This window comes from Marinobacter sp. (genome assembly GCF_034669625.1).
Lineage (GTDB): Bacteria > Pseudomonadota > Gammaproteobacteria > Pseudomonadales > Oleiphilaceae > Marinobacter.
The window spans coordinates 248,268-261,101 of the sequence record NZ_JAXMOY010000002.1 but is presented as its reverse complement, the minus strand read 5'-3'; the positions used below and the strand labels follow the sequence as shown (position 1 = coordinate 261,101).

Annotated in this window: 14 protein-coding genes; 2 read left to right on the top strand and 12 right to left on the bottom strand. The window is 54.5% G+C overall.

Annotation, left to right across the window (positions count from 1 at the left end; translation table 11 throughout):
- Positions 1 to 33 precede the first annotated feature (33 nt).
- A complete protein-coding gene (locus VOI14_RS03195; RefSeq protein WP_323750583.1) occupies positions 34 to 540 on the top strand; it encodes a MarR family transcriptional regulator in 507 nt (168 codons plus the stop codon).
- Here the strand turns inward: VOI14_RS03195 and VOI14_RS03190 are convergent.
- The 10 genes from VOI14_RS03190 to VOI14_RS03145 all read right to left on the bottom strand — a co-directional run bounded on the left by VOI14_RS03190 (position 537) and on the right by VOI14_RS03145 (position 9,931).
- A complete protein-coding gene (locus tag VOI14_RS03190; protein WP_323750582.1) occupies positions 537 to 1,256 on the bottom strand; it encodes an ABC transporter ATP-binding protein in 720 nt (239 codons plus the stop codon). The genes VOI14_RS03195 and VOI14_RS03190 overlap by 4 nt on opposite strands.
- Positions 1,249 to 2,052, bottom strand: a complete 804-nt coding sequence (locus VOI14_RS03185) for an ABC transporter ATP-binding protein (protein ID WP_323750581.1) — start codon at positions 2,050 to 2,052, stop codon at positions 1,249 to 1,251. Before VOI14_RS03185 ends, VOI14_RS03190 begins: the two co-directional genes overlap by 8 nt.
- Positions 2,049 to 3,095 carry a branched-chain amino acid ABC transporter permease gene (locus VOI14_RS03180; protein ID WP_323750580.1) on the bottom strand — a complete coding sequence of 349 codons (1,047 nt, stop codon included), beginning with the start codon at positions 3,093 to 3,095 and terminating at the stop codon, positions 2,049 to 2,051. Before VOI14_RS03180 ends, VOI14_RS03185 begins: the two co-directional genes overlap by 4 nt.
- A gap of 1 nt (position 3,096) precedes the next feature.
- Entirely contained in the window at positions 3,097 to 3,969 is an 873-nt protein-coding gene (locus VOI14_RS03175) for a branched-chain amino acid ABC transporter permease (protein WP_323750579.1), read from the bottom strand.
- Between the two features lie 69 nt (positions 3,970 to 4,038).
- A complete protein-coding gene (locus tag VOI14_RS03170; RefSeq protein WP_323750578.1) occupies positions 4,039 to 5,190 on the bottom strand; it encodes an ABC transporter substrate-binding protein in 1,152 nt (383 codons plus the stop codon).
- A gap of 45 nt (positions 5,191 to 5,235) precedes the next feature.
- Positions 5,236 to 5,379, bottom strand: coding sequence for a hypothetical protein (locus tag VOI14_RS03165; protein WP_323750577.1), 144 nt, complete (start codon positions 5,377 to 5,379; stop codon positions 5,236 to 5,238).
- On the bottom strand, positions 5,376 to 6,497 hold the full coding sequence (locus VOI14_RS03160) for a DUF1116 domain-containing protein (RefSeq protein WP_323750576.1): 1,122 nt from the start codon (positions 6,495 to 6,497) through the stop codon (positions 5,376 to 5,378). The genes VOI14_RS03165 and VOI14_RS03160 overlap by 4 nt, the downstream gene beginning before the upstream one ends.
- 331 nt (positions 6,498 to 6,828) lie before the next feature.
- The gene (locus VOI14_RS03155) at positions 6,829 to 7,623 is read right to left on the bottom strand and encodes a sulfite exporter TauE/SafE family protein (protein WP_323750575.1); all 795 of its coding nucleotides are present in this window, start codon (positions 7,621 to 7,623) and stop codon (positions 6,829 to 6,831) included.
- Positions 7,620 to 9,230, bottom strand: a complete 1,611-nt coding sequence (locus VOI14_RS03150) for a gamma-glutamyltransferase family protein (protein WP_323750574.1) — start codon at positions 9,228 to 9,230, stop codon at positions 7,620 to 7,622. Before VOI14_RS03150 ends, VOI14_RS03155 begins: the two co-directional genes overlap by 4 nt.
- 2 nt (positions 9,231 to 9,232) lie before the next feature.
- On the bottom strand, positions 9,233 to 9,931 hold the full coding sequence (locus tag VOI14_RS03145) for a GntR family transcriptional regulator (RefSeq protein WP_323750573.1): 699 nt from the start codon (positions 9,929 to 9,931) through the stop codon (positions 9,233 to 9,235).
- Positions 9,932 to 10,293: 362 nt separating this feature from the next.
- Between VOI14_RS03145 and VOI14_RS03140 the strand changes: the two genes are divergently transcribed.
- Positions 10,294 to 11,091, top strand: a complete 798-nt coding sequence (locus VOI14_RS03140; protein WP_323750572.1) for an undecaprenyl-diphosphate phosphatase — start codon at positions 10,294 to 10,296, stop codon at positions 11,089 to 11,091.
- A gap of 30 nt (positions 11,092 to 11,121) precedes the next feature.
- Here VOI14_RS03140 and VOI14_RS03135 read toward each other — a convergent pair whose 3' ends face one another.
- Both VOI14_RS03135 and VOI14_RS03130 read right to left on the bottom strand, forming a co-directional pair.
- Positions 11,122 to 11,544: a metalloregulator ArsR/SmtB family transcription factor gene (locus VOI14_RS03135; protein ID WP_323750571.1), complete on the bottom strand. Its 423-nt coding sequence runs from the start codon at positions 11,542 to 11,544 to the stop codon at positions 11,122 to 11,124.
- Between the two features lie 162 nt (positions 11,545 to 11,706).
- Positions 11,707 to 12,783, bottom strand: coding sequence for a permease (locus tag VOI14_RS03130; RefSeq protein ID WP_323750570.1), 1,077 nt, complete (start codon positions 12,781 to 12,783; stop codon positions 11,707 to 11,709).
- Positions 12,784 to 12,834: the final 51 nt, after the last annotated feature.

Below are 12,834 nucleotides of genomic sequence, written 5' to 3'. Positions count from 1 at the left end.
TATTGGTGTCGACCTAACAGGAATTTTCAGTCTATGACAAAAACAGCCTCCGTCAATGGCACTGCCACAAAGCAGGCAAATGAGGATCGGTTGAGTCGTCTTGCAGAGCGTCCGGGATTTCTGATCCGGCGCCTGCACCAAATCCACGTTGCCTTGTTTCATGATGAATGCGATGCCTTTGGCCTGACCCCGGTTCAATACAGTGTGATAACAGCACTGGCTGACCTTGAACTTGATCAGAAGCAGTTAGGTTTAAATGTGGGGATCGATCGGGCATCGACAACAGAGGTGTTGCAGCGGCTCGAAAAAGCCGGCTGGATCCTGCGGCGGAAATGTCCTGATGACGGGCGGCGGCAATTGGCTCGGCTCACCCCTGAAGGCAAAGCCTTACTGGCAAAAGTAACAGCAAACGCACTTCGCGCCCATGAACGCACGTTGGAGCCACTGACAAAAGCGGAACGAGAGCGTTTCATCCGCTATATGAGTAAAATTGTCAGTGCCAACAACGATCATGGGCGAGCCTCACTAAAAATACGTTAGGCTGAGGCGGCCTCGCCCCCCAGGTAGATCCGGCGAACATCCGGATTGTTTAGCATTTCCTGCGCGGTTCCGCTCAGCATTACCTCCCCGGTGCTGAGCAGGTACGAACGATCACACAGATCAAGTGCAGCATAGGCGTTCTGTTCCACCATAAGGACGGTTGTACCACCTGCGCAGATCTCGGACACCAGTTTGAAGACCTGCTCCACGAAGTTTGGTGCCAGCCCCAGCGAGGGCTCGTCGAACATCACCAACCTCGGGCGTGACATCAGCGCCCGGGCGATGGCAAGCATTTGCTGCTCACCGCCAGAGAGCGTGCCGGCAGCCTGACGGATCCTTTCAGCAAGACGGGGGAACATGCCCAACATACGATCTATGTCCGCATTAATGCCTTGCCGGTCGAATCGCCAGAACGCCCCCATCTCCAGGTTCTCGCGAACAGTCAGCTGCGGAAAAACCCGGCGTCCCTCAGGGCAATGGGCAATCCCCATGCGAATAATATCCTGAGGTGCCGCATTCTGAATAACTTCCCCCTCAAATAAAATGCGACCACTACGCACCGGTTCAAGGCCACTGATCGCTCTGAGTGTCGTGGACTTCCCCGCACCATTGGCGCCGATCAGTGTCACGAACTCACCTTCTTTCACTTCCATCGAGACGTTTTTGACCGCCTCGGTGGCGCCATAACAGACAGTAACGTTTTCCAGCTTAAGCACGTTTCACTCCTGAGCCCAGATAGGCTTCGATGACTGCCGGGTTATTCTGAATCTCTTGGGGGATGCCCTCGGCAATGACCCGCCCTTGATTCAACACAACAATCCGATCGGAAATAGACATAACCATGTGCATATCATGTTCAACGAGCAGCACCGTTACACCGCTGTCTCCGATACGGCGGATCATGGCTTTGAACTCATCCGTTTCTGAAGGGTTCAGGCCGGCGGCTGGTTCATCCAGCAAGAGGATCTTCGGGTTGGCAGCCAACGCAATACCTACGCCGAGAATGCGCTGCTCCCCATAGGAAAGTGATGCCGCTCGCTCGTCGGCACGGTGGCGCAGTTCAAGGAAATCCAGCATCTCCCACACCCGGGCCTTCAACTGTTTTTCCTCAGCCCGGAATTTTGGCAGGCGCAACAAGGATTGGACCAACGAAGCGCGGCCCTGTAAGTGATAAGCCGTCAGCAGGTTGTCGAAAACCGTCTGGTCATCGAATACGCTGGTGCGCTGAAAACTGCGTACCAGCCCTCGGGTAGCGATGCTGTGAGGTGCATGGCCGGTGATGTCTTCATCAAAAAGACGGACTTTACCGGAAGTCGGCGGCATATAGCCGGAAATGACATTGTAGGCTGTGGTTTTCCCCGCACCATTCGGACCGATCAGGCTGACAATTTCGCCTGCCGGGATATTGAAGGTTACGTTGTCAAGTGCCACCAAGCCGGCAATTTTCATCGTAACGGCTTCCAGCGACAGCACCATGCTGGCTGTCTCGGGAGTCTGTTTTGCAAGCGTCATGATTTCACCTCCGTGGCAAGCACACGCCGGGATTCGCGTTCGGGGATAGCACCAGGGGAGCGTATCCATGCAATGAAGTCATAAAAGGCCGGAACCAGTCCGCGGGGCAGAAACAGCAGGATGACGATCATCGTAATGCCGTAGATAACCCACTGCACTTCGGGTTGGACGGTACCCCGCAACATTTCGGGCATAAGGCCAAAGATCAAACCTCCGATAACAGGCCCTCCCAAAGTGCCTTTACCACCTGCAACGACCATGATCACCATAGTGACGGTGTAAATGAACAGGAACACGTCCGGATCGATAATACGCACCGTGTGGGCATAGAGGCCCCCAGCAGCGCCGGCAATGGCCGCTGAAATGATGGTTGCCAGCGCGAGGAAATACGTCACCGGAATGCCTACCGACGTGGCCAGTGTTTCGTTCTCACGCAAAGCAATCATGGCTCGACCTTGGCGAGAAGAGACCAGCATGGCGATTAGCAGGTAGGCGAGCACTCCAACGGTAAGTACAAGCCAATAGATCGCAGCCTTCGACGTCAGATTCATCAGGCCTTCACCGGGTATCCAAAGACTGAATGGCGGTATGGAGATCATCCCCATTGGCCCTTCCGTCAAGTCGGTCCAGTTTAGCGAGATCATGCGCATGACCTGCGCGAAACTGATCGTGATGACAACGAAATAAGCACCTCGCACCTTGAAGGCGAGCTTGCCAACCAACCAGCCGAAAAAGCCGGTAACCACAATGGCGGTTGCGAAAGCCAACCAGACTGGCTTGGCGTCGACCTGCCAGGTGATGCCAAAACCGATGTCCACATCAAAACCCAGCGACATCAAGGCACTGGTATAGGCGCCGATGCCGAAAAAGGCGGCGTGCCCAAGCGATAACTGGCCGGTATAGCCCAACAACAGGTTCAGGCTGATGGCAGCGATGATCATGATGCCAGCCGAACCCATCACGGACAGGAAGTAAGGATCCGGCCACAGAAAGGGAAGCAGTCCCAGAACGAGTACGAAAATTGCAAAAAGTTTCCAGTTCATATCAGCCTACCCTCTCCTTCGCGGCAAACAGGCCCTGAGGGCGGAACAACATGACAATAATGATGACCAGGAATCCGAACGCGTCACGGTAGGCGCTGGATATGTAACCGGCGCCAAACTCTTCGATGAAGGCCAGCAGGAAACCACCCATAGCGGCGCCGCCAAGGCTTCCCAAACCACCGAGGATGACGATCGCAAATGCTTTGAGACTCGCCAGGTCGCCCATAAGCGGGGTGGCGACGAACACAGGCGCCAATAAGGCACCGGCAACCGCTGCCATTGCAGACCCGAGGGCAAATGTCAGGGTGTAGATGCGTTTAACATTCACGCCAACGATACGAGCGGCATCCTGGTCCTGAAACGTGGCGCGAATGGCCAGACCAAAACGAGTGCGCTCAATGCCGAGATAAAAGACAAAGAGCAAGACAGCGGCAACGCTGAACACGAATAAACGGGTTGGCGAAATCGAAACGGATGCTACGGCAATGGGGTCTTGGGAGAAGGGCGTCGGAATGATTTTGGCCACCCCGCCCCACACCATCAGTTCCAGATTCTGCATAACAATCATGATGCCGATCATGATGAGCATGACCTCATCGATGTTCTTGAGATCCTTGCGACGTAAAAAGACGTATTCGATGAGAGCACCGATCAGCATCCCGACGAGCGCCGCAACCAGAATCGAACTGAAAAAGTCCAGTTTAAGCAGGGCCACCATGCCGTAAGCAACGTAAGCCCCCAGGGTATAAAGCTCACCGTGGGCGAAATTCACCACACGCATGATGCCGAAAATAATAGTCAGGCCAATGCCCAGCAGTGCATAGGTCGACCCCAGCACCATTGCATTGACGACATGTTGAAGAATCTCGGCCACTAGTCCTCTCCCAGGATGATTTTTAATTTCGAAAGGCGGAAACCACCACGGTTTCCGCCTTGGGCTCGCTTATTGAGCGGAGACTTTTCCATCTTTGAGCTGAACCACGTAAACGTTAGGCTCATTCTGTCCACTTTCTTTGCCCGCAGGGCCTTGCTTGAAGAACGAAATGTCGCCGTTTACGCCCTCTACCTGCACATTCCAAAGTGCCGCACGGATGGCTTCTGATTCTGTCGAACCTGCGTCTTCAATCGCTGCAGCGATGGTCATAATGCCGTCATATCCACGAAACCCTTCGCTCAGACCGGGAAATGAGTAGCCTGCTTCATTCCATGCATCCACAAACGCACCGGCAATCTCGGGGTGAACTGCGCTTTCAGGAGTCCATGGAGAGAAGAACAACAGGTGAGAACTGGTGTAACCTTTTGGCCCTGGTGACTCCAGAAGCGGCTCCGGGAAGGATCCACCCGTCGTTACGATGCGCTGGGGCAGTTGTTGTTCCGCCGCCTGACGAATACCAAGGGTCAGCTGCTCAACACCTGAAGTCATAATCAAAGTGTCACTGCCAGTATCTTTCAGAGCGGAAAGTTGAGCGGACAGATCCACGGTGTCGGGTGCTACCGTTTCCTTTTGGCCAATCTCAATACCGTTTGCCTTGAACATTTTTTCGAATTCCTGCGACGCGCCGAGGCCCCAGTCATTGTTTACCGAAAGAAAGTCCACTTTTTTGATAGGAGGATTGAAACTGCTCAGGTTCTTGGCGAAGGCTTGAGCTTCCATAGCCGATGTAGGCGCAATTCGGAAGATCCAAGGGTTGCCGGCAGTGGTAATTTTGCTGGAGGATGAGGTCTCAACTACCATCGGAACGCCGTACTCTTCGAGCTTCGGCATGGTGGCCAATGTGTAGGTAGAGCTCCAAGCGCCCATGATTACCGGCACCTTGTCGCGGAGAATCAATTTCTCTGCGGCATTCACAGCCTCACGTGGGTTTGATTTGTTGTCCTCAATGATGAGTTCAAGCTGGCGACCCAGCAGGCCTCCGTTTTCATTGATTTCAGCGGCTGCAAGTCGGGCACCGTTGGTCACGTAGTTACCCGATGCGGCAACCGCACCAGTCAACGGCTGTGATACACCGATCTTAACGGGGTCTGCGGCCAAGGCAGGTGTTGCAGCCAATGTGCCGACAAGCAGCGAAGTTAAATAACGCTTTGAGATTGCCATTGAAATTCCTCTCGTATTTACGTTGTGGTGTTGTGTCGTTGAATATCAGACGCGGGTTTGCCGGTATTTGAGATCCCGGTATGCGCTTGACAAAACCGGGGGATATTTCGCTTGTCCCTCGGGGGCGACGCACTCGATCAGCGCGTCGTAGTTCGGGTGATGGAAAAATGCGGCGGACGCATCACTCATGATGTGGCACCCGCTACCACCGCTTCGAAAACAGCCAAGTCAGGCTGATAAAAGCCTTTTCCGAGGATGCCGCCCTGAGCGTCGGCACTCACCAGTGCCAGATTGATGATCGGTGGCTTTTGGTGTTCGATTACTCGCCACGGACAAACCACATCGGTCTGCGGCGATAGAACACTTTCCGGGCGGCCCTGCCAGTCTTCCGGCAAAAGGTTCTGCCAATCCGACACCAGTGCAGGTGCGCACTCCAGCGCCTGACCGCCCAGTCCACAAAAATCGATGACAGCGCTGTCGCCTATAGCACCCACAACTGGCCGATCTTCCTGATGTGCGAAGCGCTTACCTACAGGTGGTGTAGCAAGAACCGTGGTCCAGTCAGTTTGGCCCCGAAGACGCATGCCGAAACGTTCGCCATTGCCGCCAGCGGCGACCACCCCTCTTCCGTTTTCGTCAGCTGATGAGCCAAACTGCAGCCACCAGGAACAGGCACCCATGAGAATCGGCAGAACAAAACCAGGACTGCTTTCAAGCAGGCTCAGGTATGGATCCGATAGGCCATCCAACTGGTCCAGTAAGGCAGCATTCGCGCGATCGGTTAACGTATGGCAGTCATTACCTTCCGCCAGCGCCTTTTCGATAATGGCGCCAATTCTGACCGGCGACTTTTTTAGCTGAGGCGCTAGCTCAAGCTTCGCGAACTGCGCATGGGTCTCAAGGTTCTTCCGGCACTGCGGATCCGATGAGCCAAATCTGAGGCCAGTGGGTGCTCCTTCGACAACTGGGGCAAATGCCTCGTGATCGCCCTCTCCGATTACGAATAGCGGCATCGATGCGGAGACCACCTGAGCCAAAGGCGTCACCACCCTCCAGTCCTGCGCGGGTTCAAAATGAACCTTGCCGGAATCAATCAGGGTGGATGCGTCATCTGGGGTTTCAGCAAGACGCTCAAAAATCAGGGCATGTATGGCTGCATTGCGAACAGGGACTGGAATATCAGAACCTGTGAACGGTGGGCCGGCGTGGAGCAAAGTCAAAGGATTGAGGTTGGGAAGAACCTCTGCTCGCGGGCTGACGCCTTTAAGTAGAACCCTGTTGAACTTTGTGTGTCTATCAATTTCCATACGGCTCGCACCCAAATAAATCTCTCGTTACAATATTGCATACACAAGTTGTGCCAAACTCTCATTTTTGAATGCTATCACCATCTAACATATTGAAAAATAACACTAAATAACAAACCCAATTACGAGACGTTTTCGCTTCCCCGCGATACTTTGTGCGCCATAATTGGTTCGTATACTGAATAATGCACTAAAAGAATGCCCACCCCGTTAGAGGCATCCACTTCAGAGTTCATAAAGGAAATATTGAATGCAGAGGGACACTTCAGAAATGCAGAGGAGATGAGAAGCCACCGGGTAGTAGCTTTATACCCGGCGGCCCTTTAGAAAATCAGAGGGCGTTGTACAGCATGCGCAGGGCCACCAACATCAACAAGGCGCCAAAGCAGCGCTTGAGTGTAGGTGCCGGAATATAATGGCTCAAGGCCACCCCGACCGGGGCCATGATGACGGTAAATAGGGCAATCAAGCCCGCGGCAGGCAAGTACACATACCCCAGCGACCACTCTGTGATGGATAACTGCCAGCCGGAAATCAAATACCCGATGGTTCCGACCAGAGCCAAAGGAAGGCCCAGAGTGCTGGAGGTCGCTACAGCCCTCTGCATAGGCACGTTAAAGAAAACCATCAAGGGCACCATGACGTTGCCGCCACCAATACCCGCCAGGCCGGAAAGCGTGCCACTAAACAGCCCAAGAACCGAGGTGCCTGCCGTTCCTGGCATGGAACGGGAAGGGTTCGGGGTCCACTTGCTAAGCATAATGATGGAGACAATAAAGAGAAAAACGGCGATGCCGGTCTCTAATACAACAGGGGGAAGCTGCCCGGCGATAAACCCGCTCAAAAAGCTTCCGATCACCACCAGTAAAGCCCAGCGCTTGAAGATGCCCCAATCCACAGCTTTGCGCTTGATCTGCGCACGAGCTGCCGAAATGGAGGTGAAGATGATCGTACATAAGGAAGTGGCGACAGCGGAAATAACGACATAGTCCGCTGGATAGCCCTGTTGGTTCAGGATGATAACCAGAGCCGGCACGATTACTACCCCGCCACCAATCCCCAGCATGCCGGCCAGAATACCTGCGACGATACCCAAACCCACACAGGCTATAATCATTTCTATCATAATAGTGCTTCCGCTATTTCTGTTGACTGGCCAAGGCTGACACCTTCGCCTCTTGGATCATGCATTGCTTCTCGCCACCCGTCCGGATGTATGCGGATAACCCCCGCTTGGCCGGAAAAGGGGCTTAACTCGGGCAACCATTCGATGTCATGGCCCCGTTCTTCCAATTCGCTAGCGACCGCCTTATCCACGGCGGCTTCCAGCTTCAGGTTTTCGGTACTGCCAAAAAAACTGCGCCCCTGAAGAAAGCGGGGTGCATGCAAAGCTGCTTCAATTGGCTGGGCATAGTCGATCAATTGCGTGGCCAGAACCATCTGCGTTTGTGGTTGACCGTCACCACCTTGAGTTCCGAAATAAAGCTGCTCACCATTGTCTGCAAGGTAACAAGACGGGTTCAGTGTGTGCGCCACTCGCTTACCGGGAGCCCAGGCATTGGGGTGTTTCGGGTCCGAATTAAAGCCTGCAGCACGGTTGAGCCAGAGCACGCCTGTATCGCCGACAAAACAACCGGAACCGAAATCGTGGAACAGGCTCTGAATCACGCAGGCGGTGCGGCCTTCACTGTCAGTGGCGGAAAACCAGACAGTGTCTGCCGGGTGCGCGGGCTCCTGCCATACCGAGGCTTGTAACGGGTCTATCCGTTCAAAATCCGCATCTGCGTTAGCGGCGGATAGCTGCGATCTCAAATCAACAGCCGAGAACAGAGGATCACACAGCTCCCGGTTACGGTTTGCCAACTGGAGTTTGATCGCTTCCACCAGGTGATGGTAGTAATCAGCGCCGCCATTCGTCATCGCGCTGATGTCTGTTCTATCAAGTGCATGCAGTGCTCTGAGGGTATAAATTCCCTGGCTCGGCGGGGGCATATTGAACAGAGTGCCCTGGCGATAGCGGATCTTTATGGGATCAACCAGTTCTGCTCGGGTATTTCGAAGATCCTCTGCAGTAAGACCGTTACCCAGCTGCGCAAAGCCTTTCGCAAGCGTGTTGGCGACCTCTCCATCGTAGAAATCATCCACACCTGCAATCGCCAGCTGCCGGAGGGTTTTCGCCAATTCCGGCTGGACAAACTTGCTGCCCTCCTTACGGAATTTATTATCGTCACCATAGCTCAGGCGCTGTAAATCCGGAGCCCCTGCAATCAGCTCTGCTCTCTGCTGCTGCCAAAATACCTGCGATCCTGAGACCTCCGCGCCCTGCTCTGCAATATCGATCGCCGAAGCCAAGAGGTCGTGCCAGTCCAAGCGAGAGCCCCAGCGTTCACGACTGATATTCTGGGCCAGCGACCAGCTGCGCAGCGCACCAGCGGTGGTCGCGGCAGAGGCCGGCCCCCTCTCGGTGATGATTCCGGCATCGGGAAGACGCTGGCCGGCTTGACCAAGTCCAAGAATTGCATCCACTTTACGCCCATCGCTCAGCAGCCACATGGCATCTCCACCCAGGCCTGTCATATGGGGAAAGGCCACACAGAGTGCCGCACTGGCTGCCAGCGCGGCATCAATAGCGGTGCCGCCGCTGTCCAGAATTTTCAGGCCCGCTTCACTTGCCTGCCGGTGGGGTGTGCAGATCACGCCACCTTGGGACACGGCTTTACTGGAATAGCTCATCGCTAACTTTCTCCTTTTGCTGAAGCAGCGCCAGTCATTCGGCGGTCGGCGACAAATTCAGCTGAAATGGCGCTGACGGTCTGAACATGAAGGCGCATCAGGCGCCCAACGCTATCGGCATCTCCCGCCAGGATGGCCCTGACAATGGCTTCATGTTCTTCCCAGGATTTACTGATTCGATTGGATACTTTGAACTGTGCACGACGGAATGGCGCAAGCCGGGTTCGGGTTGCAACGGCCAACTCCTGTAACTGGGAGCTCTGAGCCGCCTCAAAAATAAGGTCATGGAACTCCTGATTAAAGCGGGCGTAGGCTTCGGTGCTGCCGTCGCGTACAAGATGAACGGACTCCTTGTGCATGAGCTGAAGGCGCTCGCGCTGATCCCTACTCATTCGCAGCGTCGCCAGCCGAGCCAAGGAAGATTCGAGTTCGGCCATGGCCTCATAGAGGTCCGACAGGGCTTCGGGCATCAAGGTTGAAACGATAACGCCACGATTGGGTCGGTGGGTGACCAGTCCCATAGCGGAAAGGTGCCCGAAGGTTTCACGTATGGGGGTTCTGGAAACACCAAACCGTTCAGCCATACCCTGAGCATCCAGCTTGGTCCCGGGTACCAGTCTGCCACTGACGATGTCGTCCGATAGCGACTGAACGATCCCGTCCACAACGTTGCCCTTGCGCGAGCTCTGATCCTTGCTCATAGCACTATATATTCCTTGTGTAATTCATCTTGCATGCTTCCTCAGGTCATATCTTCCAAAACTGCATGCACTTAATATGCCAAAGAAGCTGACAGAGAATCGGTACAGAATACGCTTTATATTCAATGAGTTGTTGTTCTAGGCGAGAAAGCACTTGAGCGAACGACGCCCTATAAATTTGCTTTTGAAAAGAGAGTGCACCGTTACTGATCAACAGCGTCGAATAAAGCGGCTTGAGTTCAGCAGACTGTTCACACCGGGCAGAGCCGGGCGATCTGTTAACCACCCCGACACCCTGCTAATATCCCGCCTATCCATTTGAACCATGAACAGCCATCGCTGAACCGAACGGAACCGATACCATGGATTTTTTTCAGGCCCTTTTCCTTGGCCTTCTCCAGGGACTGACTGAATTTCTGCCTATTTCCAGCTCCGCCCACTTGATCCTCACCCCGGCATTTTTCGACTGGAACGACCAGGGCGTTGGCTTCGACCTCTCGGTTCACATCGGCACTCTGCTGGCCGTCGTGTTGTATTTCCGTCGCGATGTCTTCGGTATTGCCAGAGACGGCCTGATTTCCGTTGCCCAACGCAAAATCGTTGGGCAGGGCGCGCTGGCCTGGTACCTCGTTATCGGTACCATCCCCGCCGGACTCGCCGGGCTGGCTTTGTTGGACATGATCGACAACGAACTCCGAGCCGTTGAAGTTATCTTTGTCACCACCCTGATCTTCGGCCTGCTGCTGGGCGTCGCCGACTGGCTTCCCAAACGTCAGCGCACTCTGGATTCCCTGAACTGGAAAGACGCGGTGCTGGTCGGCATTGCCCAAGCCATGGCCTTGGTGCCCGGCACCTCCCGCTCCGGCGTCACCATCACTGCCGGGCTATTTCTGGGCATGAGCCGTGAAACAGCCTCTCGCTTCTCTTTCTTGCTAGCTATTCCCATTATCGTGCTGGCATCTGCCGTGAAATTGCTGGAAGTGGCAACTTCAGACGTGATCGTCGATTGGAGCGGTTTTCTAATTGGCGGGGTCACATCCTTCCTGATGGCCATTACCGCGATCCATTTCTTCCTGAAGTGGCTCAACAAGGTCGGCATGTGGCCTTATGTGATCTATCGCATTGCTTTGGCAGGGGTTATTTACGCGGTTCTGATGTAGGTCCTGAGGTCAGGCACACCCTCTTCAGGGTCAAGCCTGGCCGTTTTCGCTGAGGCCCTGGCGCTCAATAATATCGGCCCACTCCGTACTGTCAGGCCCGACCACACATTGACCGCTTTCACGCAACGCCAGGCGCAGGTGGCATTTTCGGATCTCGGCTTCCAATTCTTGCTCGGGAATACTTTTCACCGCAGCCAGTAATTTTATCTGGAAAGGAGACCCTTCACGGTTAAGGGTATAGAAAACCCATTTTCCTTCTTTATGCGCGGTCACCAGACCCGCTTTTTGCAGAATTTTCAGATTGCGCGAAACGTTGTAATGGGTTTCGCCCAGCACATCCATCGCTTCGGCAACACAGATTCGCTCGTCGACATGCACCAACAGCCAGAAAAGCCGCAAGCGATTCGTGTCCGCAATGGCCTTTAACGCATCGGTATAACAGGCATCTATCATGCTATCTCCAAACCTCCGTTGGTTTGGATCTTAAGTGATTACCACCAGGGCAGCAATCGTGAACTCGGAAACGGCGTATGTCGTCGGCCGAATCCAGCGCGCCCACCGCGAACACGCTGGAAAAACTGCCACTCATCCAATCGGCATCAGCGCCCAGATCTTTTAAAAGACAACACTGAACACAACCCCACCGACGATGGCGAGCGTGATCACGGTGATCACGAAAGCCACCACAGCTTTCGGCTTGAGCACGGAAGAGATAATGGCGATCTCAGGCAAACTGGCACCGGTTCCGCCGATCAACAACGCCATGGCAGCCCCCAGACCCATGCCTTTGGCAATGAGCACCTGAAGCAAGGGAAGAGCCATCTCAATTCGCAGATACAGGGGCACACCAATGCTTGCGGCCACGGGAATGGCGTACCAGCTATCCTCGCCAATGTATTGCTCGACGATTTCCGCGGGGAGAAAGGCCGCAGACAACGCACTGATCACGGCACCAATCAAGACATACGGAATAATGCGCTTGAACAGTGCCCAGGCGAAGCGCATGGCCAGTTTCATTCGGTCTTTGTGCGCCACGGCGGCCGTACTGGTGGAGGGGGCACAGGCGGTGGCTATACATTCTTGCAGTTGCTCTGCCGGTGACTCTATCGTCATTGCCTCAGTGTTGCAGCTGGGCATGGCGGTTGCGGTGCACGCTGTGGCGGCGGGAGCCGAGGCAGAACAAGCCGATACGGGAGCCGAAGCAGAGCACGCAGGCGCCGGCGCACTGCCACATCCGCTTGCTGATACGTCCTCAATACGGCGGAAAGCATTTTTTAACGGTGTCCGGCTAATGACGAACCCCGCCAGCATGGCACCACCGAGAGTCAAAGCCAGGTACACAAGCGCTACCTGCCAACCCAACACTGCAACGATAAGACCGACAACGACAAAGTTGCACAGAGGGGCGGAAATCAGAAAGCCGAACACCATACCCATGGACGCCCGCATTTCTACCATCCCCATCACCACTGGCACCATGGATGCACTACAAAACGGTGTCAGCGTGCCCAGTAACGCACCCACCAACGGGCCTCGTTTTTCATTCTTGGCCAATTTTTTCTGCAGTTTATCCTGTGGAATGTATTCCCGGATGATGCCTGTCAGAACCGCAACCACCGCAATTATGAGTACCAGAGCACCGCCCACATGCAGCAACTCATCCAGGGCGACTGCCCAGCTATTCTTGTCCATAACCGTTCCTTCAATGACGTAAAATGCTACATCTATGCACGTATGCACATT

Excerpts from the sequence above, each read along its gene's own strand:
- VOI14_RS03160 (WP_323750576.1), bottom strand. The coding sequence starts at position 6,497 with ATGGAAATTGATAGACACACAAAGTTCAACAGGGTTCTACTTAAAGGC.
- VOI14_RS03150 (WP_323750574.1), bottom strand. The coding sequence starts at position 9,230 with ATGAGCTATTCCAGTAAAGCCGTGTCCCAAGGTGGCGTGATCTGCACA.
- VOI14_RS03170 (WP_323750578.1), bottom strand. The coding sequence starts at position 5,190 with ATGGCAATCTCAAAGCGTTATTTAACTTCGCTGCTTGTCGGCACATTG.
- VOI14_RS03165 (WP_323750577.1), bottom strand. The coding sequence starts at position 5,379 with ATGAGTGATGCGTCCGCCGCATTTTTCCATCACCCGAACTACGACGCG.
- VOI14_RS03155 (WP_323750575.1), bottom strand. The coding sequence starts at position 7,623 with ATGATAGAAATGATTATAGCCTGTGTGGGTTTGGGTATCGTCGCAGGT.
- VOI14_RS03135 (WP_323750571.1), bottom strand. The coding sequence starts at position 11,544 with ATGATAGATGCCTGTTATACCGATGCGTTAAAGGCCATTGCGGACACG.
- VOI14_RS03130 (WP_323750570.1), bottom strand. The coding sequence starts at position 12,783 with ATGGACAAGAATAGCTGGGCAGTCGCCCTGGATGAGTTGCTGCATGTG.
- VOI14_RS03180 (WP_323750580.1), bottom strand. The coding sequence starts at position 3,095 with ATGAACTGGAAACTTTTTGCAATTTTCGTACTCGTTCTGGGACTGCTT.
- VOI14_RS03140 (WP_323750572.1), top strand. The coding sequence starts at position 10,294 with ATGGATTTTTTTCAGGCCCTTTTCCTTGGCCTTCTCCAGGGACTGACT.
- VOI14_RS03185 (WP_323750581.1), bottom strand. The coding sequence starts at position 2,052 with ATGACGCTTGCAAAACAGACTCCCGAGACAGCCAGCATGGTGCTGTCG.
- VOI14_RS03145 (WP_323750573.1), bottom strand. The coding sequence starts at position 9,931 with ATGAGCAAGGATCAGAGCTCGCGCAAGGGCAACGTTGTGGACGGGATC.
- VOI14_RS03195 (WP_323750583.1), top strand. The coding sequence starts at position 34 with ATGACAAAAACAGCCTCCGTCAATGGCACTGCCACAAAGCAGGCAAAT.